Source organism: Mycetocola sp., from assembly GCF_046716805.1.
Classification (GTDB): Bacteria; Actinomycetota; Actinomycetes; order Actinomycetales; family Microbacteriaceae; genus Mycetocola_A.
This window is the reverse complement of record NZ_JBKJWH010000107.1, coordinates 1-22774: the sequence shown is the minus strand read 5'-3', so window position 1 is coordinate 22774 and position 22774 is coordinate 1. Positions and strand designations below refer to the sequence as shown.

The window sequence follows — 22774 nt, the reverse complement described above, 5'->3', positions numbered from 1 at the left end:
TCGCGGCAAGAACGAGGCCGACGAGCAGCCCCCAACCGGCCGACGCTGCCGCTGGGGCGAAGGCGGCGAAGACCCCGGCTCCGATCATCGAGCCGAGGCCGATGAAGATGGCGTCGCCGAGACCCAGTCGCCGTACGAGTCGAGGATGCTGTGTCACGGCCTCCACTCAACCGGATCGGGGTGAACGGCAGGTGCCCGCGAGGTGCTGGATTTGAGGGGGTGCACCGCCGGCAGAACCCCGTCAAACCCAGCAGCTCGCGAGGTGCTACACCGGCAGCTCGTCGAGCGCGTCGTCCTCCGTGCCGTCCGAGACACCACGGGAGAGGGTCTGGCCGCGGAAGAACGCCGGGCGACGGACGGCCTGCACGATCATGATCACGATGCCCGAGAGGATGACCGCCATGCCGAGGATGAACACGAGGCCGACACCGCCGATGTTGGAGCCGCTGCCGTAGTCCGGGTCCATGCTGTCGATGATCGTCGTGAAGAACAGCACCGCGAGGATGACCCCGCCGAGCAGCGGGAACAGCAACTGGAAGAAGAAGTTCCTGGCCGAGGCGAGGAGCTGCTTGCGGAAGTACCAGACCACGGCGAACGCTGTGATGCCGTAGTAGAAGCTGATCATCATGCCGAGCGCCGTGATGGTGTCCCAGAGCACGTCTTCGGAGATGAACCGCATGATCGCGTAGAAGGCGGATGCCACGACGCTCGACACGATCGTCGCGTACCCCGGCGTGAGGAACCGGGGGCTCACCCGCGCGAAGTTGGACGGCAGCGCCCCGTAGTGCCCCATCGCGAGGAGCGTTCGAGCGGGCGAAACGAACGTCGACTGCAGCGACGCAGCCGAGCTGGAGAGCACGGCGATCGAGACGAGGATGGCGAGCGGTCCGAGGACCGGCCCGGCCAGTGCGAAGAACACGTTGCCCTGGATGTCTTCATTGCCGAGACCGGACTCCCCGGTTCCGATGCCGGCGAAGCTGATCGACGCAGTGGCGATGAGCAGGTACAGGACGACGATGATGATCACCGTGAGAGTCGCGGCGCGACCGGGCGTGGAGCGCGATCCCTTCGTTTCCTCATTCATCGTCAGCGTGACATCCCAGCCCCAGAAGATGAAGATCGACAGGGACAGTCCGGCGGCGAATGCGCTGAACGACTCGACAGCGAACGGGTTGAACCACTCCAGACTGATCGGTGTGGCGTCGAACGCTGTTCCGTTGGCGACATGGACGAACGCGACGACGCCGAACAGGATCAGGACGAGCAGCTGGAAGCCGACGAGGACGTATTGGACTTTCTGGGTGGTCCGCATGTCCCGGTAGGAGATCGCGGTCGCGCCCAGCATGAAAGCGAGGCAGGTGACGACGTTGATGACCGGGTTGAGGGCGAGGTCCGCCAGATCGGGATTGTTGAAGATCTGCGCGAGCATCAGGTAGAAGAAGTCCACGGCGATGCCTGCGAGGTTCGACAGCACGAGGATGGTCGCCGCGATCAGTCCCCAGCCGGCCATCCAGCCGATCCATGGCCCGAACGCCCGGGTGGCCCAGGTGAAGGACGTTCCGCTGTCGGGCATGGCCCGGTTGAGTTCGCGGTACCCGAAGGCAACGAGGAGCATCGGGATGAACCCGACGAGAATGATTGCGGGTACCTGCAGGCCCACCTCTGAGACGGTCGGGCCGAGCGCCGCCGTCATCGTGTAGGCGGGCGCGATGCATGAGATGCCGATGACGATGGCACCGATCAGGCCGACTGAGCCCGCGCTCAGTCCCTTCTTGGAGAGTCCGGTTGCGGACTTGGTTGTGGTCATGGGATCAATCCTCGATAGTCAGAACGGAGTCGCGGGGAACCACGACCATGGGGACGGGCAGTTCGCGCAGCATCTTCGCCGCGGTCGTGCCCAGGAAGATGTGGCGAGGCTTCGCCAGGCGGCTGGAACCGACGAAGACGAGCTCTTCCGGTTCCCAGTCCACGTGCGTGATGGCATCCTCGACGCGGTTGCCGGATGCCGTCAGCACGGCGACGTCGAGATCTTTCGGCAGGTGCTCGGCGGCGTAGGCGAGCACCTGTTCGGCGTGCGTCGCGGCGCGTTCGGCGACGTCCGGCGGTGTGGTCATGTCATGCATGTCGAGGGTGACGAGGGAGATCAGGCGCAGCGGGACGTGCGCGGCGCGCGCGACCAGGACCGCAGCATCCAACAGTTCGCTGGCCCCTGCCCGGGTCCCGATGGCGCAGGTGATCCGAGTGACATCGTTCAGGCCGACGGTCGAACCCGATCCTTCGGGGGCGAGGGCGACGGGCACGACGGCGGAGTGCAGCAGGGCGCTGGCCACGCTGCCGACGGTCGCTCGGCCGAGCAGGCCACCGCGGGCCGCTCCGACGATGATCATCGAGCCCTCCAGGTCGCGGCTGACGTCGAGGAGGCCACGCGCGAAGGATTCGGCGTAGACGATGTGCCCTTCAGACGGGACGTCCCGCGGAACGACGGCGGCGGCATCCTTCAACCAGCCTTGCGCCGTTTCATGGAGGAAACGCTCGTAGCCGGCGTCCGAGGGGACGAGCGTCGGCCGGGCTTCGCTTCGCAGCACGGTGACGATGTCGAGTGTGGCGTCCATGGACCGCGCGAGCCGCACCCCGAGCGCGAGAGCGTCAGCGCCCGCAGGTGTGTCGGTGTACCCAACGATGTAACGCATCTGGCTCATCGCTCCTTTGCGATTCTTCTCGAGTAGGAAATGCAGGGGTCGGGGGCGGGTGAAGGCGCTGGTGCTGGTGTTCAGGCGGGCTGTCTGGCGAGAATCGCCTCGGCGGTTTCCCGGCCGACGCGGATCGCTCCGTCGACGTGCTGGTACCCCTCGGCGGCGAGGTCGCTGCACGACCAGTGGATCGGACCGACCGGCGTGCGCAGGTCCGCGCCGTACCGGAACAGCCCGCCCATGTCGAAGCTGGCCGCGTAGGCGCCTCGCGTCCATTCCTCCGACGCCCAGTCGCTCTCGTAGTAGACGACAGGGTCGAGGGCCTGCTCACCGTAGTAGTGCGACAGCGACGTGAGGATGACTCGTTTACGTTCCTCGGCCGAGAGACCGAACACCGCGTCTGCCTTCCGGTCGGAAACGAACCCGACGAGGGTGCCGCGCGGGTCCTCATGGTTGGTGTTGTCGTAGGCCTCGTGCACGATCTCGTACGGGCTGAACGAGGTGCCGGACAACCCGGCGTCCCGCCAGAACGGCGTCGAGTAGACGGCGTGGACCTTGATGACGAAACCGAGCGAGAGGTGCTGGTGCATCTGCTGCTGCAGGCGCGGAAGCGGCGGCTGGAAATCGATCCGCGAGTACAGGTTCGGGGGCACGGCCACGATCGCCTGGCGGGCGTGCACCGTCATGCCGTCAGCGGTGGCAGTGACGCCGGTGTCGCTCCAGTCCAGTCTCCGCACTGGCTGGCTGAGGAACACGTCGCCGTCGAGCTTTCCGGCGAGGAGCAGCGGGACCTGCTGCAGCCCCCCGATGACACGCTTGTCGAGGATGAAGTCGGCGTCGACGAGGTGGGAGAAACTCCCAGCGGATGCCGCCATCAGGATCGCCTGCAACGCCGAGAACGCATGCGCCGGTTTGGTGATCATGGCTTCGGCGATGAAGAGCGCGATGTTGTCTCGTGCCTCGACATCGTCGGTCTGGCTCTCCAGCCACTCGATCCAGGTGACCGCGTCGAGCTCCTCAGCCATCGGATGCGCCCACGGTTCCCGGGCACCGATGTCGGCGACGAGGGCGTCGAGCACGTTGATCAGTCGTTCCATCTCGCGCTGCGTCGACGCCTTCACGGGGAACAGTTCCCCGGTGAAGCGGGTGAGTTCGCCGATCGCGTTGATGTACACGCTGTCGCCGTCGCGGTAACGTGAGTAGGTCTGGAGCCCGAGCTCAGCCAGCGTCTCGATGAGCGCGTCCTGGTCAGGAGACACCCACTGGCCGCCGATCTCGAGGGTGGCACCGTCGACATCCTTCGTCCACAGTCGCCCGCCCACCCGGTCGCGCGCCTCGAGCACGGCGACGCTCAGGCCCGCCTCACGCAGTTTCGTGGCCGCGGTGAGCCCGGATGCCCCGGCGCCGATGATGACGACGTCGCGTTCGAGTTCGGTCATGCTTTCTTCCCTGGCTCTCACAGTGCACTCATCACATGCTTGATCCTCGTGTAGTCCTCGAGGCCGTACGACGAAAGGTCCTTGCCGTACCCGGACATCTTGAACCCGCCGTGCGGCATCTCCGCGGCCAGCAAAATGTGGGTGTTGATCCACACGGCCCCGAAGTCGAGGTCCCGGGACACCCGCAGCGCAGTGCCGTGATCGCTGGTCCAGACGCTCGACGCGAGGGCGTACGGCACGTCGTTCGCCATCTCGACCGCCTGCGCCTCGGTGGAGAAGGTCTGGACGGTCAGCACAGGGCCGAATGTCTCCTCCTGCACGCACGCGTCGATCTGGTTGACTCCGGTGATCACGGTGGGGGCGTAGTAGAAGCCCTTCTCGCCGACCCGGTGACCGCCGGTGACCACTTTCGCGTGGGCCGGCAGGCTCTCGACCACCGTCGAGACCTTTTCGAAGTGGGAGGCGTTGTTGAGCGGTCCGTAATACGCGTCCGGGTCTTCGGCGTCGCCGGTCTTCGTGGCTTCCGCTGCCTTGACGAGCTCAGCCACGAACTCGTCGTGAATCGACTCGTGCACGAGCACCCGGGTCACCGCTGTGCAGTCCTGCCCGGCGTTGAAGTACCCGGCGCCGGCGACGCCCTCCGCGGTCGCTGCGATGTCTGCGTCGGCGAAGACGATCGCCGGCGCCTTTCCGCCGAGTTCGAGGTGCGCGCGGTGCAGGTGCTTCGCCGCGGATGCCGCGACCGCCATTCCTGCACGGACGGAACCGGTGATCGACACCAGCCCCGGTACGGGGTGTTCGGTCATCAGCTGGCCGGTGGATGCGTTCCCGAGGATCACGTTGAGAACGCCGTCCGGAAGGATACCCTGTGTCAGCCGGGCGAGAACGAGCGTCGATTCCGGGGTCGTGTCGCTCGGCTTGAGGACGACGGTGTTCCCTGCGGCGAGCGCAGGAGCGATCTTCCAGATCGCCATCATCAGCGGGTAGTTCCACGGGGTGACCTGGGCGACCACGCCGATCGGTTCGCGGCGAACCCACGAGGTGTGCCCGTCGAGGTATTCGCCGGCGCTCTTGCCTTCGAGCACGCGAGCCGCCCCGGCGAAGAAACGCAGGTGGTCGGCGCCGGTGATCACCTCTTCGACGCGGATGGCTTCCCGCGGCTGGCCGGTGTTGCGGTGCTGCGCTTCAACGAGTTCGTCCGCGTTCGCCTCCATGGCATCCGCGATCTTCAGCAGCATGGCCTGGCGCTGGCTCGGGGTGGTGCGTTTCCAGGTGGTGAAAGCGGTCCGCGCTGCGCCGAACGCGGCATCGACGTCGAGGTCGCTCGACACGGGTGAGACGGCGACGACCTCACCCGTCGCCGGGCTGACCACATCGATGGTCTCCGAGCCGGCGGCGTCGACGAACGAGCCGTTGATGTAGTTCTGGAGTGACGTCATTGTTCTTCCTTCCATCACTTTTTCGCGTGGGTATGGCTTAGGTGGCCGGGGTCATCGTGTACTTGGTCGACAGGTATTCGTGGATTCCCTCTAATCCACCCTCCCGGCCGACGCCCGACTGCTTGACTCCGCCGAAGGGGGCAGCGGCGTTGGAGATGACGCCGACGTTCAGGCCCATCATGCCGGTCTGCAGTTTGTCGATCATCCGCTGGCCGCGGGCGAGGTCCTGGGTGAAGACGTAGCTGACGAGACCGTATTCGGTGTCGTTGGCGAGCCGGATGGCATCCGCTTCGTCGGTGAACGGGACGATGGCGAGGACCGGTCCGAAGATTTCCTCGCGGAGGATGTTCGATCCCTGTCGAACATCGGTGATCACGGTCGGCTCGTAGAACGTGCCTTCGCGGTCGACAGCTTTGCCGCCGGTGAGGAGCGTCGCGCCCTTCGCGACGGCGTCGTCGACGAGCTCGCCGGCCTTCTTCACGGCGCGGTCGTCGATGAGGGGGCCGATGGTGACGCCTTCCTCGGTGCCGCGGCCGATCGAAAATGCCGTGACCCGGTCGGTGACCCGGCGGGCGAATTCATCGGCGATCGACGCGTGAACGATGAACCGGTTGGCGGCGGTGCAGGCCTGGCCGATGTTGCGGAACTTGGCGGCGATGGCGCCGTCGACGGCAGCGTCGAGGTTTGCGTCCTCGAACACGACGAACGGGGCGTTGCCGCCGAGCTCCATCGAGGTGCGGAGCACGTTCTTCGCCGACTGCTGGATGAGCTTCTGGCCCACCGGGGTGGATCCGGTGAAGCTCAGCTTGCGCAGGCGCGGGTCGTCAAGCAGCGGTTCGGTGACGGCGCTCGACGATGAGGTGGTCAGCACGTTGACGACACCGGCAGGCACGCCCGCTTCTTCGAGCAGCTTCGCGAAGTACAGGGTGGTCAGCGGTGTGAGCGAGGCCGGCTTGATGATGACGGTGCAGCCCGCGGCAAGTGCAGGCGCGATCTTGCGGGTCGCCATCGCCAGCGGGAAGTTCCACGGGGTGATGAGGTAGCAGGGCCCGACCGGGTGCTGCGACACGATCATGCGCCCGGTTCCCTCCGGGCTGGTGCCGTACCGGCCGGTGATCCGCACGGCTTCTTCGCTGAACCAGCGCAGGAACTCGCCGCCGTAGGTGACTTCGCCGTTGGACTCGGCCAGCGGCTTGCCCATCTCCAGCGTCATCAGGAGAGCGAACTCGTCTCGGCGTTCCTGCATGAGGTCGAAGGCCTTGCGCAGGATGTTCGACCGGGTGCGGGGCGCGGTCGCCGCCCAGTCGTCCTGCACGGCGACAGCAGCGTCGAGGGCCGCGGTGGCGTCGGCGGCGGATGCGTCGGAGATCGACGCGAGGACGGCGCCGGTCGACGGGTCGAAGACATCGATGGTCTTCTCGGTCTGGCGCCATTCGCCGCCGATGAAGAGACCGGTGGGGACCTTCGCGAGCAGTTCTGCCTGCTTGGTCCGGGGCAGGTCGGTCTGGATGGTCATGCGTTCTCCAATGCGGTGAGGACGACGTCGATGCCTTCGGTGAGCAGGTCGACGGGAATTGAGAGGGGCGGCAGGAAGCGGATGACGTTGCCGTACGTTCCACAGGTGAGCACGATGACGCCTTCGGCGTGGCACGCCTTCGCAACACGGCCGGTCAACGCGGCATCCGGTTCGTTCGTCTCGGGGTCGACGAACTCGACGGCGATCATGGCGCCACGGCCGCGGATGTCGCCGATGCGCGGGTCGGTGGCCTGTGCCGCGGTGAACCGTTCGATGATCGCCCTGCCGATTCGGCGCGCGGCACCGGCGAGGTCGTCCTCGACGTAGGTTTCGATGGTAGCCAGTGCGGCCGCGCACGCCAGAGGGTTGCCCCCGTAGGTTCCGCCGAGTCCGCCGGAGTGGGTCGCGTCGAGGATCTCGGCGCGGCCGGTGATCGCCGAGAGCGGGAGCCCGCCGGCGATGCCCTTGGCGGTCACGACGATGTCTGGCACGATGCCTTCGTGCTCGCTGGCGAACATGTCGCCCGTGCGAGCGAAACCGGTCTGCACCTCATCGGCGATGAAGACGACATTGTTCGCCCGAGCCCACTCGACGAGCGCCGGGAGGAAACCCTCCGCGGGGACGATGAACCCGCCTTCACCCTGGATCGGTTCGAGAATGATGGCGGCGAGGTTCGCCGCTCCGATCTGCTTCTCGATCATCGAGATGGCTCGCGTCGCGGCTTCAGGTCCGCTGAGGCCGTCGCGGAACGGGTAGGACATCGGGGCCCGGTAGATCTCGGAGGCGAACGGCCCGAAGCCGCTCTTGTACGGCATCGACTTGGCGGTGAGCGCCATGGTCAGGTTCGTGCGGCCGTGGTAAGCGTGGTCGAAAGCGACGACGGCCTGCTTGCCGGTGTAGCTGCGGGCGACCTTGACCGCGTTTTCGACGGCTTCGGCGCCGGAGTTGAAGAGCGCGCTGCGCTTCTCGTGGTCGCCGGGCGTGAGCTCGTTGAGCCTCTCAGCGACCTCGACGTACGAGTCGTACGGCGTGATCATGAAGCAGGTGTGGGTGAAAGCGGCGACCTGTGCCTGGACTGCTTCGACAACCCGCGGCGCGCTGTTTCCCACGCCGGTCACGGCGATGCCCGAACCAAGGTCGATGAAGGAGTTGTCGTCGACGTCGACGACGACTCCGCCGCCTGCGGCCTGTGCGAAGACGGGCATGGTGGTCCCGACGGCGGATGCCACGGCGCTGTTCTTGCGAGCCATCAGCGCCTGCGAGCGCGGCCCGGGGATCGCTGTCACGATCCGGCGTTCCTGGGCGAGCGTGGGCCCGCCGATTGCGGTCGTGGTGAGGGTCATCGTCGTCGTTCTCCTTCGAGGTGCGTGTTGCCAGACTAGGAGTTCCACCTCCCGGCGGGAACTGCCGAACTGGCCCGCAAGGTCACTCTCTTCCACCATTGTGGCAAATCCCGTACGGTGGGCGGATGCAACCTTCCGTACGCCGGCTTCTCGACACGCACGCACTCGACCTCAGCCTGCTCGCCGCGGGAGCGCCGGAGCGCATGATGGCACCGATCTCCTGGATCCACAGCTCGGACCTTGACGACCCGACGCCGTTTCTCGACGCCGGGCACATCGTGCTGACCACCGGCACGCAGTTCGACCGGTCCTCCACGACCCAGAACGACTACGACGGATACGTCGAGCGGCTCTTATCGCATGGCATCGTCGGCATCGGCTTCGGCACGGAGGTCGTCCAGGTCACCCCACCCGAACTCGTGACGGCGTGTGGGCGGCTCGGGATGCCGCTGTTCGAGGTTCCCTATCGGGTGCCGTTCATCGCGGTCATCCGCGAGGCGGCCGACCTTCTGGCCGAGGCAGCGCACGCGAGGGACACCTGGGCGCTCAACGCCCAACGGGCGATCTCTTTCGCAGCGCTCCGGCCGGATGCCACGGCGGCGATTCTCAAGGAACTCTCCCGCCAGCTGCGCCGCTTCGTTGCGCTCGTCGACGCACGCGGCGCGTTCTCGCTCGTCTTTGACGAGGCATCCGTCATGCCTGCGCTGGAGGAGGACCCGGCTCGCCAACGGATTCTGCAGGAGGCGGAGCGGCTGATCGGGCGCGGTCAGCGCTCGAGTTCGACGTTGAGCGAGAAGTCCGGGCAGGTGAACCTGCAGACCCTTGGCCGGCGAGACGCCCTGCGCGGCGTGCTCGTGATCGCCGGCACGACGCCACTGGACTCCGCCGACCAGACCGTCGTGACCAGTGTTGTCGCGCTGGCCGGGCTGGCACTCGAGCAGAATCGGGAGCTCAGCCGGGCGCGTGGCCTCCTGCGCAGCGGCCTGTTGCAGACGCTGCTCGAGGGCAACGTCGCGCTCGTGCGTCGGATCGTGCAGCAGATGGGCGGGGAGCTTCCGGCGGAGCCGGTCCGCTTCGTCGCGTTCGCTCCCCCGGCGGTCGCGCGCGATGCGCTGTTCAGCGATCTGGAGGCGCGCGACGTGGCAGGGAACCTGTTCTTCGCCGCGAGCGATGGCCGGGTTCTCGTCGGCGTGCCCGCCCCGGCTGCCGCCCCGCTCGCCGAGGAACTGGCGCGTGTCTCCGGGTTGGCCGCAGGGATCTCCGAACCGGTGCACTGGAGCGAGACGGCAATCGGAACGAAGCAGGCCGTGCAGGCGCTGCAGCGGGCAATCGGTGAGGCAACCAGGCACGTTGACGACGCTGCAGCATCCGTCGTCGTCTTCTCAGACGTGGCCGAACGGGGTCTCGCTGCCCTCCTCCCCCGCGCGGATGCCGTCGAGATCGCCCGCACCCTGCTGAAGCCGGTGCGGGATCACGACACCGGGAACGGCACCGACCTGATCGGCGACGTGAGGGTGTGGCTCGAGCACCACGGTCAGTGGGACCCGGCGGCGCGAGCGCTCGGCATCCACCGGCACACACTGAAGAACCGGGTCGCGCTTGTCGAGAAGCTCAGCGGGCGCCCCCTCACAACGGTGGAGGCCCGGACGAATCTTTGGCTCGCCCTGCAACTGGAATAGGGCGGCGTCCCTTGAAACTCGCTCGGCGTCGAAAACCAGCGCTACCCCTGCGGCGCGAACGGAGGCTGCTGCTGCACAGGCGGCTGGCCCTGCCCCGCAACCGGACGCTGCTGCTGGACGTAGCCCTGTGGAGCGCCAGGAGCCTGCGGCTGCCCGTAGCCCTGCGGAGCAGCGGTGTATCCCTGCGGCTGCCCCGAGTATGCGGCCTGCGGCTTCGGCGGCAGCGCCCGCGCGATGAACACGCCGAGGGCGAAGAACGCGCCGTACTGCAGGCCGGTCGAAACGGACCCGAGGATGCCGGAACTGACGATCATCTGGAACAGGTACTGGCCACCGGAGATGACCGCCCAGATGAAGTTGAACACGAGCAGCGCGGCTGAGCCGATCGCTGCGGCGATCGCCAGCTTCCTGAGCAGGTCGACGGCCGATGTCGCCCGGGTGAGCGGCGCAACGTACAGGGCGCTCACTCCCGCCCCGACGACGAAAACGGCGGCAATGAACACGCTCCAGAACAGCGAGAAGATCAGCTCACCATGGAAGGAGTACATCGAGCTGCCGAGAATCGACAGGAGGTTCGAGACGATCGCGATGCCCACCACGATCGCTCCGCCGGACAGAACCTGCCTCGTCACAGCCTTGTCGAGCGGCGGACGCTGCTGCGCCTGCTGGGGATAACCGGCAGGGGCACCCTGCTGAGACTGCTGGCTGTATGGATTCTGGGGATGAGCTGGGTTGGACATGCCCCCACCCTATCGGCAGCCTGCGCGGCCCCCGATGGGGAGCTCTGCCCTAGGCGACCGGGGATTCCGCCCGCGAAATGGCGATCATCTCGTCGCGGGGAACAACCTTGACCCGGGCGCGGCCGTGCGGCTCGCCCAAGGCGATCTCGTGCTGGTCGAGGTTGTGCCAGCCGTCGAGGTCGGTGTACTTCACCCCGCGGGAGTCGAGCAGGTCGATCACCGACTGTTCGGATGGCGCCTCAGGGCTCCACCAACTCCCTTCACCGTTGACGACGTGCCGGATCGTCTCCATGGCATCCGACTTGGTGTGGCCGATGAGTCCGACCGGTCCGCGCTTGATCCACCCGGTCGCGTAGACACCGGGCACGACCTCGTTGCTGGCCTTGTGCAGGGCCACGCCCTCACGGTTCGGGATGACGCCGTGCTTCTTGTCGAACGGGATGCCATCGAGCGGCGACCCGAAATAGCCGACGGCCCGGTAGATCGCCTGGATGGGGACCTCCCGGATTTCGCCGGTCCCGACGACGCCACCCGCGGCATCCGGCCTGGTGCGTTCGTAACGGAACGCGGCGACGTTGCCGTTCTCGTCGCCGACGACCTCGATGGGCCGGGCGTAGAAGTGCAGGTGGAGCCGTCTGGACGCGTTGCCGACCGGGCGTTCACGCCACTTCTGAAGGATCTTGTCGATCACCATGACCTGCTTGTTGCTTGCGATCGCGGTCCTGGAGGCCTCGTCGTAGTCGAAGTCCTCGTCGTAGAGCACCATGTCGACGTCGTTCAGTTCGCCGAGTTCACGGAGTTCGAGGGGCGTGAATTTGACCTGAGCGGGCCCGCGGCGACCGAACACGTGCACGTCGGTGACCGGCGACGCCTTGAGCCCCTCATAGACGTTCGGGGGAATTTCGGTGGAAAGCAGGTCATCGGCGTGCTTCGCGAGCATGCGCGACACGTCGAGGGCGACGTTGCCGTTGCCGATCACAGCCACCGATTTCGCTGTGAGAGGCCAGTCGCGCGGCACGTCAGGGTGCCCATCGAACCAGCTGACGAAGTCGGCGGCTCCGTAGGAGCCCTCGAGGTCGATGCCGGGGATGTTCAGCGAAGCGTCACGCACCGCCCCGGTCGCGAAGATGACGGCGTGGTAGTGACGCTTGAGGTCGTCGAGACTGATGTCCGTGCCGAAGTCGACGTTGCCGAAGACCCGGATGTCACCACGGTCGAGCACCTCACGGAGCGCGTTGATGATTCCCTTGATGCGCGGGTGGTCAGGCGCGACTCCATAGCGAACGAGCCCGTACGGTGCCGGGAGCCGGTCGAACAGGTCGATCGAGACATCGAACGTGCGTTCGGCTTTGAGGAGGATGTCCGCAGCGTAGATTCCTGCGGGGCCGGCGCCGACAATCGCGACTCTCAATTTGGTCATCTGCGTCTGATTCCTTTACTTGCTGCGGTCGACGATCGTCTCCGCGAATCGTGTCAGTGCCTGCTTCACTGGTCCGTCCGGCAGGGGTTCGAGAGCCGCGACGGCTTCGTCCGCCCAGCGGTGGGCCTCGGCGAGGGTGCGGGTGGTTACGGGGTGCTGGCGGAGTTCGGTGATGGCTCGGGCGAAGTCGGCGGATGCCTCACCCTCCGTCCCTGCTGCGGCTTCCGCCTCGATGCGGGCGAGAAGCGCGGCTGCGTCAGCGTCTGTCTCGGCGAGGACGCGCAGGTGGATCAGCGGGAGGGTGGCGACGCCGGCGCGGAGGTCGGTGCCTGGGACCTTTCCGGTCTCCTCCGGCTGCGGTGAGAGGTCGATGACGTCGTCGATGAGCTGGAAGGCCACGCCGATCTTCTCACCGTATTCGACGACGGCCGCTTCAAATGTCTCGTCTGCGCCGGAGAAGATCACACCGGCCTGGGCGGCCGCGGCGATGAGTGAGCCGGTCTTGTCGGCGAGGACCTGGATGTAGTGCTCTTCCGGATCGTCACCGTCCTGCGGGCCGACTGTTTCGTGCAGCTGACCGAGGACCAGTCGCTCGAACGTTTTGGCCTGCAACCGGATGGCGCGTTCGCCGAGGCCCGCCATGAGCTGGCTGGCACGGGCGAAGAGCAAATCACCGGTGAGAATTGCGACGGAGTTGCCGAAGACCGCGTGTGCGCTGGGCACGCCTCGCCTGCGGTCGGCGTCGTCCATGACGTCGTCGTGGTAGAGCGAGGCGAGGTGGGTGATCTCGATGGCCTCGGCCGCGGTGATCACGTCGACGGTGTTGCCTGCGCCGAGCTGTGCGGTGAGCAGGATGAGCATCGGCCGCACGCGCTTGCCCCCTGCTTCGAGCAGGTACCGCGTGGAAGCGTCGGCGATGGTGTCGGCGAAGATGAGTTCGGTGTCGAGGCCGCGCTCGATCTGCTCGAGGCCGTCATCGACGGCGGCGAGAAGTTGCCTGGTTCTGGGGGAGGCGAAAATGCGGTCGGTCTGGCCCAGGTGGCTGGAGAGGCTCGTGGCACGCCGCATGGCACTCGGATTCACGTGGTCTAGCCTACCCGTGCGGGGGGCGGCAATTACTTCTCCTCGATCCCCCAGGGCGAACCGTAGCCGTGCGGGGCGTCCGCTGCCAGCAGATCAAGGAACGGCCGGGCGTCGAATGCCTCAGGCCCGAGCACCCCGGATCCCGCCCAGACTCCCGCAGCGAGCAGTTCGAGGGCGATCACCGGGTTGATCGCGGTCTGCCACACGACAGCCTGCGACCCGTATTCGGCCATCGACCGCTCGTTGTCGACGACGTGGTAGAGGTAGGAGGAGCGCGGCCGACCGTCTTTTCCTGTGCCGCGCACCCACACACCGGCGCAGGTCTTGCCGTGCATCCGGTCGCCGAGGGTGGCCGGGTCGGGAAGACCGGCGGCGACCACATCGCGTGGGGCGACCTGAACGCCTTTCACTGTGAGCGGCTCGGTCTTGTCGAGGCCAAGCGTGTGCAGCACCTTGAGCACGTTAATGAACTCGTCGCCGAGCCCGTACTTGAAGGTGACACGCTTCGCCCTGGTCCAGCGCGGCATCAGCAGCACCTCTTCGTGCTCGACATTGACGCATTCCACCGGGCCGATCCCCTCCGGGAAGTCGAAGACCTCAGGTTCACTGAACGGCGGGGTCGTGTACCAGCCTCGGTCTTTTTCGAAGATGACCGGCGGGTTCAGGCATTCCTCGATCGTCGTCCAGATCGAGAATGACGGGGCGAAGTCATAGCCGTCGACCGTCAGGTTGGCGCCGTCGCGCACAGCGAGCTCGTCGATCTCGGAGAACAGCTCGTCTTCGGCGTACCGGGCGAACACGTCCGACAGCCCGGGTTCGACCCCCATCCCGACGAGCGCGAGCCGACCGGCATCCGCCCACTTCTGCGCCTGAGCGAACTGTTCGTCTCCGAGCTTCACGCCCGGGAGCTCATACGGTTTCTCGGGGTGTGGGTGCGACAGGCTCATGGCCATGTCGAGGTAGACGGCGCCGGCGGCGAAACAGCCGTCGAAGATCGGCATCACGAACCGCGGGTCGACCGCGTTGAGCACGTGGGTGATGTCGTGGGCTCGAATGAGGTCCGCGACGGCGTCGGCGCTGGATGCGTCCACCTGCGCGGCCACGAGCCGGTCGTCACCGAGGTCGGTGGCGAGCGCCTCCGGCCGCGCTGAGTCGTAGTCGGCGAGCACGAGCTTTTCGAAGAAGCCGCGCCGGACGGCGATACGTGCGGCGGCGGAGCCGACTCCCCCGGTGCCGACGATCAGGATGCGCACGGTTGGACATCCATCAGGTCAGTCCGCCGTCGATGGAACGGCCGTAGTTTTCCGGGGCGTCAGGGACGAGCACCGCTGTGTTCCGGTTGAGGCTCTCGCCGCGGAAGAACGGCCTGGACGCCGGCCGGGTCCACCAGATCAGCATGAGCACGACGCCGAAGGCGAGGGCGCCGACCCCGACGACGAAGGTGCCGCCGATCCCGAGGAGGACGGTGTAGCCGTAGTCGACGTCATACATGTCGATGCACGACTGGATGAACGCGTACGCGAGCATGAGTGCGCCGAGCAGCGGGAACAGTCCCTTGAAGAAGAAGTCCCGGGCCGAACGGAAGAGCTCCTTGCGGAAGTACCAGACGCAGGCGAAGCCGGTGATGCCGTAGTAGAAGGCGATGGCCAGGCCGAGCGAGAGGATCGAGTCGGCGAGGATGTTTTCCGAGATGAACGTCATGCCGACGTAGTAGACGATCGCCACGATGCCCATCACCAGTGTGGAGAACGACGGCGTGTGGTAGCGCGGGTGCACGGTGGCGAACCGGCGCGGCAGCGCCCGGTATGCGGCCATCGCGAGTGTGCCGCGGGCGGTGGGGAGGATGGTGGTCTGCGTGGACGACACAGCCGAGACAAGCACGGCAACCACGAGGATCCACGCCCACGGTCCGAGGATGAGGTCCTTGAGGGCGAGGAACACATCGTTGGCGTTGTCCTCGTTGCCGAGCCCCGCGCCACTTTCGCCGAGGCCGGCGTATGACATGGCGGCCACTGCGACGCCGACGTAGGTGACGAGGAGGATGACGGTGGTCATCAGGGCGGCGCGGCCGGGGATGCGCTTCGGGTCCTTTGTTTCCTCATTGAGCGCAAGGCAGGTGTCCCAGCCCCAGTAGATGAACAGGGCGAGCAGGACGGCCTCGATGAAGCCGGAGTAGTCGGTGAACGCCAGCGGGTTGAACCAGTCCAGAGTGACGGGCGTCGCGTTCGGGGCTGTCCCGTTGGCCACGTGAATGAAAGCGACGAGGACGAAGAGCACGAGGGCGATGTATTGCACCGCGAGAAGGAGGTTCTGGACGCGTTCGCCGAATTCCACACCGCGGTAGCTGACCCAGGTCATCAGGGCGATGAACGCGACACCGGTCGCGGTGACGAGCGGAACGTTCGAGGCGAGGGATCCGTCACCGACGAGCAACCACAGGTACTGGCCGCCGACCTGTGCCAGGTTCGCCAGGACGACCATGCCGGCGACGGCGACGCCCCACCCTCCCATCCAGCCGACCACAGGACCGAAGGCTTTGGTGCCCCAGGTGAAGGTGGTGCCGCAGTCGGGGACCGCACGGTTGAGTTCCCGGTACGCGAACGCGATGAACAGCATCGGGATGAACGCGACGATGAACGCGATCGGCGCCTGAGCGCCCACAGCGAGCACCACGAAACCGAGCGTCGCCACGAGCGAGTAGACCGGGGCGGTGGACGCCAGCCCGATCACCACCGAACCCCACAGGCCGAGTGTGCCTGCCGCGAGGCCTTTACCTTCGCCGCCTGGAGCGGCGGGACGCGAAGCATCCGTCGACTGCCTAGTCATGAGCGAAAGTTACTGCCGTGTTGTTTCGGCTGTCAATGCCCCGTCGCGCGCGCTTCCCGCATTCGTTGACGGATGCCGCCAACCGGCGGATCATGGATTCCCGTGGCGAGGTAGGCGACGGGAAGCGGGAACGATCATGATGCTGAGAGGACTGGCCACCGTCAGTTTCTTCGCGGACGACCCGCACTACCAGGAGATCCTCGAACTCCGCAGCGGATCGATGCTGGGCGAGTGATGGCGGCCCTCGACCAGGAGACGATCCGTTTCGACGACCCGGACGCGTTCCGGGAATGGATCGAGGAACACCAGGATTCGTCGCCGGGTGCCTGGCTGGTGATTGCGAAGAAGGGGTCAGGGCAGACCACGGTGACGTATGCCGAAGCGCTCGACGTCGCGCTCGCGTATGGCTGGATCGACGGGCAGTCGCGAAGCGTCGACGAGGCGACGTACGTGCAACGGTTCACCCCGCGCCGGCCTCGAAGTCCGTGGTCGGTGCGGAACGTGGGCATCGCTGAGGCGATGATCGCCGACGGCCGGATGAAGCCGCGCGGGCTGGCAGAGGTGGAGCGGGCCCGAGCCGACGGCCGCTGGGAACGGGCGTACCACGGGCCGAAAAACGCGGAGCCCCACCCCGATTTCCTCGCGGCGCTGGGAAAGAATCCGCAAGCCGCCGAGTTCTTCGCCTCGCTCAACAGCCAGAACCGGTACGCGATCTACTACCGGATCCAGGACGCCAAGCGCCCGGAGACCCGAGTCCGGCGGATCGAGGACTTCGTCGACAGGCTCGCCCGCGGTGAGAAGTTCTACGGGTGAGCGCCTCTTCACACGATCCGGACCGGGACACCCGGCGCGCCAGGTGCTTCGGTCCGCAGTGAGTGAAGAGACGACCTCGCCCCGGCCGATGCTGCTCAGCGCCGCCAGTGTGACGACCGTGTCACCGACGAGGGCAGCACCGTCGAATCGTCGCCGCGCGCGGCGTTGACCTGGAACTGCGTCGGGTCACTCGGCGATGCTATCGGGACGGACGAAGGTTCAGTCGCGCGGCTTGGTTCCCCGGTGCAGGGCGACGATTCCGCCGGTGAGGTTCCTGTACTTGACTTCGGTCCACCCGGCGCCGCGCAACCAGGAGGCGAGTTCGGCCTGCGCCGGCCAGGCCTGGATGGAGTCGTTGAGGTAGTCGTAGGCGTCGGGGTTCGAGCTCGAGAACTTCACGAGGAGCGGAGTGACCTGCTTCAGGTAGAAGTCGTAGAGACCCTTCATCGCCCGGTTCGGGGGAGTGGAGAACTCGCAAATCACGATCTGGCCGCCCGGCTTCGTGACGCGGAACATCTCGGCGATCGCCTTCTTCGGCTCGACGACGTTGCGCAGCCCGAACGAAATCGTCGTGGCGTCGAATTCGTTGTCGGAGAACGGAAGATTCGTGGCATCCGCTTCGACGAATTGCATGTTGCGGACCCGGCCGTACTTCTTACGGCCCACCTCGATCATGCCCGGCGAGAAGTCAGCGGCGATGACCGTTGCGCCCGACCTGGCGAGAAAGGCGCTGGAGGTTCCGGTGCCGGCGGCGAGGTCGAGGATCCGGTCACCGGGGTGCAGGTCGATCGCGCGGGTGGTTGCTACGCGCCAGAGCACGTCGTTGCCGACGCTCATCACGGTGTTCGTGCGGTCGTAATGTGTGGAGACCTGGTCGAACATGGCGGAAACCTGCGATGGTTGCTTGGAAAGATCTGCCTTGTTCATCTCCCCAGTCTACGTCCGGGCTCCCCGTCACGGCCGAACCGCAGCAACCGGGCGTACGCTGGTTGGGTGACTTCACCCGGCACACTTCCGTCCACCCAGCACCTCGTCGTCGAAACCTCACAGGTTGACGACGTTCGCTCGCTCATCGCCCTCGTCGACCCGCAGCGGCCGCTCCTCTGGCTCCGAAAAGGCCGTGGCCTCGCCGGTGTGGGCGAGGCACTCCGCCTCGAATTCTCCGGGCCGACGCGCATGCAGGACGCCGCCGCCGTGTGGCGTGACATCGCCTCAGCAGCAACGGTTCGCGACCCGTTGCGGATGCCGGGCACCGGCCTGGTCGCGTTCGGCACGTTCGCGTTCGCCGATCACTCCACGCAGTCCAGTGTGCTCATCGTGCCGCAGCTTCTCATCGGCCGCCGCGACGGGGTGACGTGGGTGACCCGCATCCGTCTCGACGATTCCCAGGCACCGGATGCTCCGACGAACCCACGGTCAACCGCATTCGGCCCCGAATACCGGATCACGCTCACCCCCGGCACCGAGTCAGCTGACGGATTCCGGGAGCATGTGGCGCAGGCCGTCGAGCGCATCCTCGACGGCGAGCTGAGCAAAGTGGTCCTCTCCCGCGACCTCATCGGTCGCATCCCCGCCGACGCCGACCTCCGCCGGGTCGTCTCGGACCTCGCCGTCGGCTACCCCGACTGCTGGACATTCGCCGTCGACGGCCTCGTCGGCTCCAGCCCGGAGACCCTCGTCGGGGTCCAGGACGGATCGGTCACCGCACGCGTGCTCGCGGGCACCGCTTCGCGCGGCGCGGACGCCGAATCCGACCAACAGGCTGCCGTCGACCTCGTCACGAGCGCCAAGGACCAGGACGAGCACCAGTTCGCCGTGCAGAGCGTCCTGGCGTCGCTCCGGCCGCACACCTCGCACGTGCTCACCAGCGAGATGCCGTTCACCCTCAAGCTGCCGAACCTGTGGCACCTCGCCACCGACATCGAGGGCACCCTCACCGACGACGCCTCCTCGCTCGACCTGATCGATGCGCTTCACCCCACCGCCGCTGTGGCCGGGTCGCCGACCCCCGCTGCCGTTACGCTCATCGAGCAGCTGGAACCGTTCGACCGCGGCCGCTATGCCGGGCCGGTCGGCTGGGTCGGCGCGGACGGCGACGGGGAATGGGCGATCGCGCTCCGCTGCGCACAGGTGGAGCCGGGCGGCGACGTCACCGCCTATGCCGGCTGCGGCATCGTCGGCGAATCGGTACCCGAGAAGGAACTCACCGAGACGCGGATGAAGTTCCGGCCGATCGTCGACGCGTTCGGCTGAGTTCGCGTTCAGGGGGCGCGGATGCCGACTTTGCGGCACGGAACCGACATCCGCACCACCCGAACCCCACGCATCCGCCCGACCGCGCATTTCTCCGTCGCCGATGCCGGCTTTCCGGCACAGAACCCGACATTCGGGACGGATGAACCGCCGGCGCCGGATCAGGTCGCGGCCAGGCGCGCCTTCTGCTCCTCCACGTCGAAGTCGGCGGGCGGCCACTGCGGGTCGATTTCAGTGAGGGCATTGAGAAGAAGTCGCTGCACGGCCACCCGCGCGTACCACTTCTTGTTCGCCGGCACGACGTGCCACGGCGCCGCCCCGCCCGATGTGCGTTCGAACACCGACTGATAGGCCTCCTGGTAGGCGGGCCAGTGCTGACGCTCATCGATGTCGCCCGGATTGAACTTCCAGTGCTTGTCCGGTCGGTCGAGCCGCTTGGCGAGGCGTGCCTTCTGCTCGTCGCCGCTGATGTGCAGCATCACCTTCACGATCCGGATGCCGCGATCGACCAGTTCCTGTTCGAACTCGAGGATCGCGCCATAACGTCGTTCGATCTCGGTGTCGTCGGCGAGGCCGCGCACCCGCGCGATCAGGACGTCCTCGTAGTGCGACCGGTCGAAGACACCGATCATGCCCGGATCGGGAACCGCCTTCCTGATCCGCCAGAGGAAGTCGTGCGCGAGCTCCGCCTTCGTCGGGGCCTTGAACGCGGTGAGTCCAACACCCTGCGGGTCGACCGACCCGACGACGTGCCGCACGATGCCGCCTTTTCCGGCGGTGTCCATCGCCTGCAGAACGAGCAGCACGGCATCCGTCGCGTCGACCTTCGACGCAGCGAACAGTCGCTCCTGCTTCTCGCTGAGCTCATCGGCCGCCGTTTTCAGCTCAGCCTTTCCGCTCGCCTTGCCGCCGTTGAAGCCGGGGCTCGCGTTCGCGTCGACGTCCGCGAGAACGAAGTCGTCGCCGACACGCAGCAGTGTCGAGGGATCGGTGGCCCAGCCCGATCCGGAATCCTTCTGTTTTTTCATCTGCACAGTGTGGCGGCGAAAACCGCGCCGTTCAACGGCTTGCGGATTGGCGAAGCATTTCTCAGCGTTCGAGTGGGACCTCGATCAGCGTCCCGGATGTCACCGGTGCGGTCAGCGCCTGGTCGAGCTCCCCACGGGTGCTCGCCTTCAGATAGGTCCAGCCGTACGCTGCGGCGATGGCGGCGAAGTCCGCCCGTTGCGGCGTGTACAGCACCCGGTCGAAGTCGGCGCTCTCGGTGGATTCGGCCACCTCGAGACCGTCGAAGATCGTGCCTCCGCCGTCGTTGCCGACGATGACCTGGATCCTGGGCAGCGCTTCACCCATGCCGCCGAGCAGCGCTCCGACGTCGTGAAGCAGGGTGAGGTCGCCGAGCAGAACGCGGGTCACTCCGGCGCCATCGACCTGGCTGGCAACCGCGATGCCGAGAGCCGTTGCGACGGTTCCGTCGATGCCGGCGAGACCCCGGTTGGAGTGGACCCGGATCTTCTTGCCTGGCACGGCGGCGTCCACGTCGCGGATCAGGCGGGATGCACCCAGAACGAGCCGGTCATGCGGCCAGGTGGCTCCCCACACAGCGAGCGCGAGCATCCGCCGGTCGACCCGGGCGCGGATCGCCTGGAATTCCGTTTTGACGTAACCGAGCCGGGTGGCCGGGTCGTGGGAGTGTGCCGCTTCCAGGTCCGGGGCGACGTCCTGCGACTTGTCGTCGGAGATCCGTCGGGAGGCCCGCACCCACGAGCCCACCCAGGCCCTGTCGATGCCGCCGTCGACGACGTTGGCCGCACCGACGATGTGGGCGGCACGGCGACCGGGGTTGTACACCTCTTCACCGGTAGGTGCCACCACGATGACGTCGACACCGTCCCTGGCGAGCAGGGCGGGGACCTGTCGGCTGAGGGTGGGGTGGCCGTACACGACGGCGCGTTCGACGCGGCCGCCGAACTCCGGGTCCAGGAGGAGTTCGCGGTACGCGACAACGAGATTCCTGCCGTACCGGGCACCGCTCGATACCTCGGCGAGGAGCGGCCAGCCGCCGGCGTGGGCGAGCGCCTCAGCGACCGGCCCCGCACCGTGGCCGGCGATGACGACGGTGCGTTTGCCGCGTTCGAGGAGGATGCCTGGCCGGGTGATCCGGCCGGCGCTCGGTTCCGGGCGGGCGACCGGTTCGACGCGGTCGAGCGCACCGAGTGGCGTCGAGAGCGGTTCCCGCAGGGCCAGGTTCAAGTGCACAGGCCCCGCTCCGGCCGGCCCGACACCGACGGCAGCGTCGACGGCCAGCCGGGCGAGCGTCCGGGCGGATGCCGCGTCACCGGGCGCGCCCATCGGCGCCGGAACGTCGCGGGTCAGCCGGGCAGCAAGACCGAAGATCCCGGCCTGGTGAGTGGTCTGGTTCGAACGGATGCCACGCAGCTCGTCCGGTCGGTCGGCTGTCAGCAGCAGCAGGGGGACGGCGGAGTGGTGCGCCTCGAGCACGGCCGGGTGAAGGTTCGCGACGGCCGTGCCGCTCGTCACGATGACGGCGGCGGGGACGCCGCTCTCAATGGCGAGCCCCAACGCGAGGAACCCGGCGACCCTCTCATCGATGCGCACGTGGAGCCGGATCGACCCGGCCCTCTCCAGCGCGGCGGCGGCGAGGGCGAGCGCTTGTGACCGTGACCCGGGGCAGACCACGACATCCTGCACTCCGAGGCGCACGAATTCTTCGAGAAGCGCGACGGAGTAGGTGGTTGCCGGACCGGCGTCAGGCATCCGTTCTGCCCGACTCGTCGGGCGTGTGCCCGGCCGAGCCGTCTGGGCTGTCGTCCGGTGTCGGCGTGGCCTTCCCGGTCACGTCAGGGTTGGGGGCGTCGGAGTCGAGCGATGCGAGTTCCTCTTCGAGGCGACGGATGCGTTCGTCCTGTTCGCGGTCCCGGCCGAGGGTTCCGATGAAGGCGGGGTCGTCATCGGGCGCGAGCCGCGGTTTGGCTTCCTGCCCGGCGCGGGCGCGGCCGATGGTGAACCAGAGGACGACGCCGAGAACGGGCAGGAGAAGAAGGATGGCGATCCAGGCCGGTTTCTTCAAACCGCGCACACGGTTGGCCGGAATCATGGCGCAGTCGATCACCGAATAGATCGTCGCGACAACGAGAACGACCGCCAGAATGATCCACCAACGCATAACCCCATCGTAGCCCCGAGTTCTGGGAACTTACCGTCCGTCGACGGTTGCACCCCCGCCGTCCTCCCAGCGTGCGCGCTTAGACTGGAAACGTGAAACGCATCCCTCCCGTCGTGTACTACACCGTGCTCCGCCTGCTCACGTTCGCCGTGCCTCTGGCGGTTCTGCTGCTGCTCGGGATCGAGCCGTGGATCGCGACGGTTCTCGCCGCTCTGATCGGCCTCAGCGTCTCGTACATCTTCCTGCAGCGCCCACGCGAAGCAGTCTCCCGCGACCTCTACGAACTGCGTCACGGCACGAAAAAACCCGCCGACGACGAGAACGCTGAAGACGCGGTGTCGGATGC

General features: G+C 66.9%; 19 protein-coding genes and 1 pseudogene. 4 read left to right on the top strand and 16 right to left on the bottom strand.

What is annotated here, in order from left to right:
• The 7 genes and pseudogenes from ACLQ62_RS08665 to gabT all read right to left on the bottom strand — a co-directional run.
• A pseudogene (locus tag ACLQ62_RS08665) lies at positions 1-157 on the bottom strand (amino acid permease); the annotation flags it as partial.
• Positions 158-265: 108 nt separating this feature from the next.
• Positions 266-1807: an APC family permease gene (locus ACLQ62_RS08660; RefSeq protein WP_411721241.1), complete on the bottom strand. Its 1542-nt coding sequence runs from the start codon at positions 1805-1807 to the stop codon at positions 266-268.
• A gap of 4 nt (positions 1808-1811) precedes the next feature.
• Entirely contained in the window at positions 1812-2699 is an 888-nt protein-coding gene (locus tag ACLQ62_RS08655; protein WP_411721240.1) for a universal stress protein, read from the bottom strand.
• A 71-nt stretch (positions 2700-2770) separates the two neighbouring features.
• Positions 2771-4150, bottom strand: coding sequence for a flavin monoamine oxidase family protein (locus tag ACLQ62_RS08650; RefSeq protein WP_411721239.1), 1380 nt, complete (start codon positions 4148-4150; stop codon positions 2771-2773).
• Positions 4147-5568 (bottom strand): gamma-aminobutyraldehyde dehydrogenase, encoded by a 1422-nt coding sequence (locus ACLQ62_RS08645; RefSeq protein ID WP_411721238.1) that lies wholly within the window; start codon positions 5566-5568, stop codon positions 4147-4149. Before ACLQ62_RS08645 ends, ACLQ62_RS08650 begins: the two co-directional genes overlap by 4 nt.
• A 37-nt stretch (positions 5569-5605) precedes the next feature.
• Complete coding sequence (locus ACLQ62_RS08640) at positions 5606-7084, bottom strand: NAD-dependent succinate-semialdehyde dehydrogenase (RefSeq protein WP_411721237.1); 1479 nt, start codon at positions 7082-7084, stop codon at positions 5606-5608.
• Positions 7081-8427 (bottom strand): 4-aminobutyrate--2-oxoglutarate transaminase, encoded by a 1347-nt coding sequence (gene gabT, locus ACLQ62_RS08635; RefSeq protein ID WP_411721236.1) that lies wholly within the window; start codon positions 8425-8427, stop codon positions 7081-7083. Before gabT ends, ACLQ62_RS08640 begins: the two co-directional genes overlap by 4 nt.
• Positions 8428-8552: 125 nt before the next feature.
• Between gabT and ACLQ62_RS08630 the strand changes: the two genes are divergently transcribed.
• Positions 8553-10106: a PucR family transcriptional regulator gene (locus ACLQ62_RS08630; RefSeq protein ID WP_411721235.1), complete on the top strand. Its 1554-nt coding sequence runs from the start codon at positions 8553-8555 to the stop codon at positions 10104-10106.
• 41 nt (positions 10107-10147) lie between these two features.
• Here the strand turns inward: ACLQ62_RS08630 and ACLQ62_RS08625 are convergent, their stop codons facing one another.
• Genes ACLQ62_RS08625 through ACLQ62_RS08605 form a run of 5 tightly spaced genes read right to left on the bottom strand, consistent with a single transcriptional unit; the run spans position 10148 to position 16175 of the window.
• On the bottom strand, positions 10148-10846 hold the full coding sequence (locus ACLQ62_RS08625; protein WP_411721234.1) for a hypothetical protein: 699 nt from the start codon (positions 10844-10846) through the stop codon (positions 10148-10150).
• Between the two features lie 49 nt (positions 10847-10895).
• Complete coding sequence (locus ACLQ62_RS08620; RefSeq protein ID WP_411721233.1) at positions 10896-12266, bottom strand: FAD-dependent oxidoreductase; 1371 nt, start codon at positions 12264-12266, stop codon at positions 10896-10898.
• 15 nt (positions 12267-12281) lie between these two features.
• Positions 12282-13349, bottom strand: a complete 1068-nt coding sequence (locus tag ACLQ62_RS08615; protein ID WP_411721232.1) for a polyprenyl synthetase family protein — start codon at positions 13347-13349, stop codon at positions 12282-12284.
• Positions 13350-13381: 32 nt separating this feature from the next.
• Complete coding sequence (locus ACLQ62_RS08610; RefSeq protein WP_411721231.1) at positions 13382-14602, bottom strand: saccharopine dehydrogenase C-terminal domain-containing protein; 1221 nt, start codon at positions 14600-14602, stop codon at positions 13382-13384.
• A gap of 13 nt (positions 14603-14615) precedes the next feature.
• Entirely contained in the window at positions 14616-16175 is a 1560-nt protein-coding gene (locus ACLQ62_RS08605) for an APC family permease (protein ID WP_411721230.1), read from the bottom strand.
• Between the two features lie 234 nt (positions 16176-16409).
• Between ACLQ62_RS08605 and ACLQ62_RS08600 the strand changes: the two genes are divergently transcribed.
• Positions 16410-16988 (top strand): YdeI/OmpD-associated family protein, encoded by a 579-nt coding sequence (locus tag ACLQ62_RS08600; protein WP_411721242.1) that lies wholly within the window; start codon positions 16410-16412, stop codon positions 16986-16988.
• Positions 16989-17207: 219 nt separating this feature from the next.
• On the opposite strand, the gene ubiE is transcribed toward ACLQ62_RS08600, so the two are convergent.
• Entirely contained in the window at positions 17208-17915 is a 708-nt protein-coding gene (gene ubiE, locus ACLQ62_RS08595) for a bifunctional demethylmenaquinone methyltransferase/2-methoxy-6-polyprenyl-1,4-benzoquinol methylase UbiE (RefSeq protein ID WP_411721229.1), read from the bottom strand.
• Positions 17916-17981: 66 nt separating this feature from the next.
• Between ubiE and ACLQ62_RS08590 the strand changes: the two genes are divergently transcribed.
• A complete protein-coding gene (locus tag ACLQ62_RS08590; RefSeq protein ID WP_411721228.1) occupies positions 17982-19241 on the top strand; it encodes an isochorismate synthase MenF in 1260 nt (419 codons plus the stop codon).
• A 161-nt stretch (positions 19242-19402) separates the two neighbouring features.
• Here the strand turns inward: ACLQ62_RS08590 and ACLQ62_RS08585 are convergent, their stop codons facing one another.
• The 3 genes from ACLQ62_RS08585 to ACLQ62_RS08575 all read right to left on the bottom strand — a co-directional run bounded on the left by ACLQ62_RS08585 (position 19403) and on the right by ACLQ62_RS08575 (position 22428).
• Positions 19403-20269, bottom strand: coding sequence for a PPK2 family polyphosphate kinase (locus ACLQ62_RS08585; protein ID WP_411721227.1), 867 nt, complete (start codon positions 20267-20269; stop codon positions 19403-19405).
• Between the two features lie 61 nt (positions 20270-20330).
• Positions 20331-22019, bottom strand: a complete 1689-nt coding sequence (gene menD, locus ACLQ62_RS08580) for a 2-succinyl-5-enolpyruvyl-6-hydroxy-3-cyclohexene-1-carboxylic-acid synthase (protein WP_411721226.1) — start codon at positions 22017-22019, stop codon at positions 20331-20333.
• Positions 22012-22428, bottom strand: a complete 417-nt coding sequence (locus ACLQ62_RS08575; protein ID WP_411721225.1) for a PLDc N-terminal domain-containing protein — start codon at positions 22426-22428, stop codon at positions 22012-22014. Before ACLQ62_RS08575 ends, menD begins: the two co-directional genes overlap by 8 nt.
• A gap of 92 nt (positions 22429-22520) precedes the next feature.
• Between ACLQ62_RS08575 and ACLQ62_RS08570 the strand changes: the two genes are divergently transcribed.
• Positions 22521-22774: DUF4229 domain-containing protein (locus ACLQ62_RS08570; RefSeq protein ID WP_411721224.1), on the top strand; the 254-nt coding region annotated here is incomplete at its 3' end.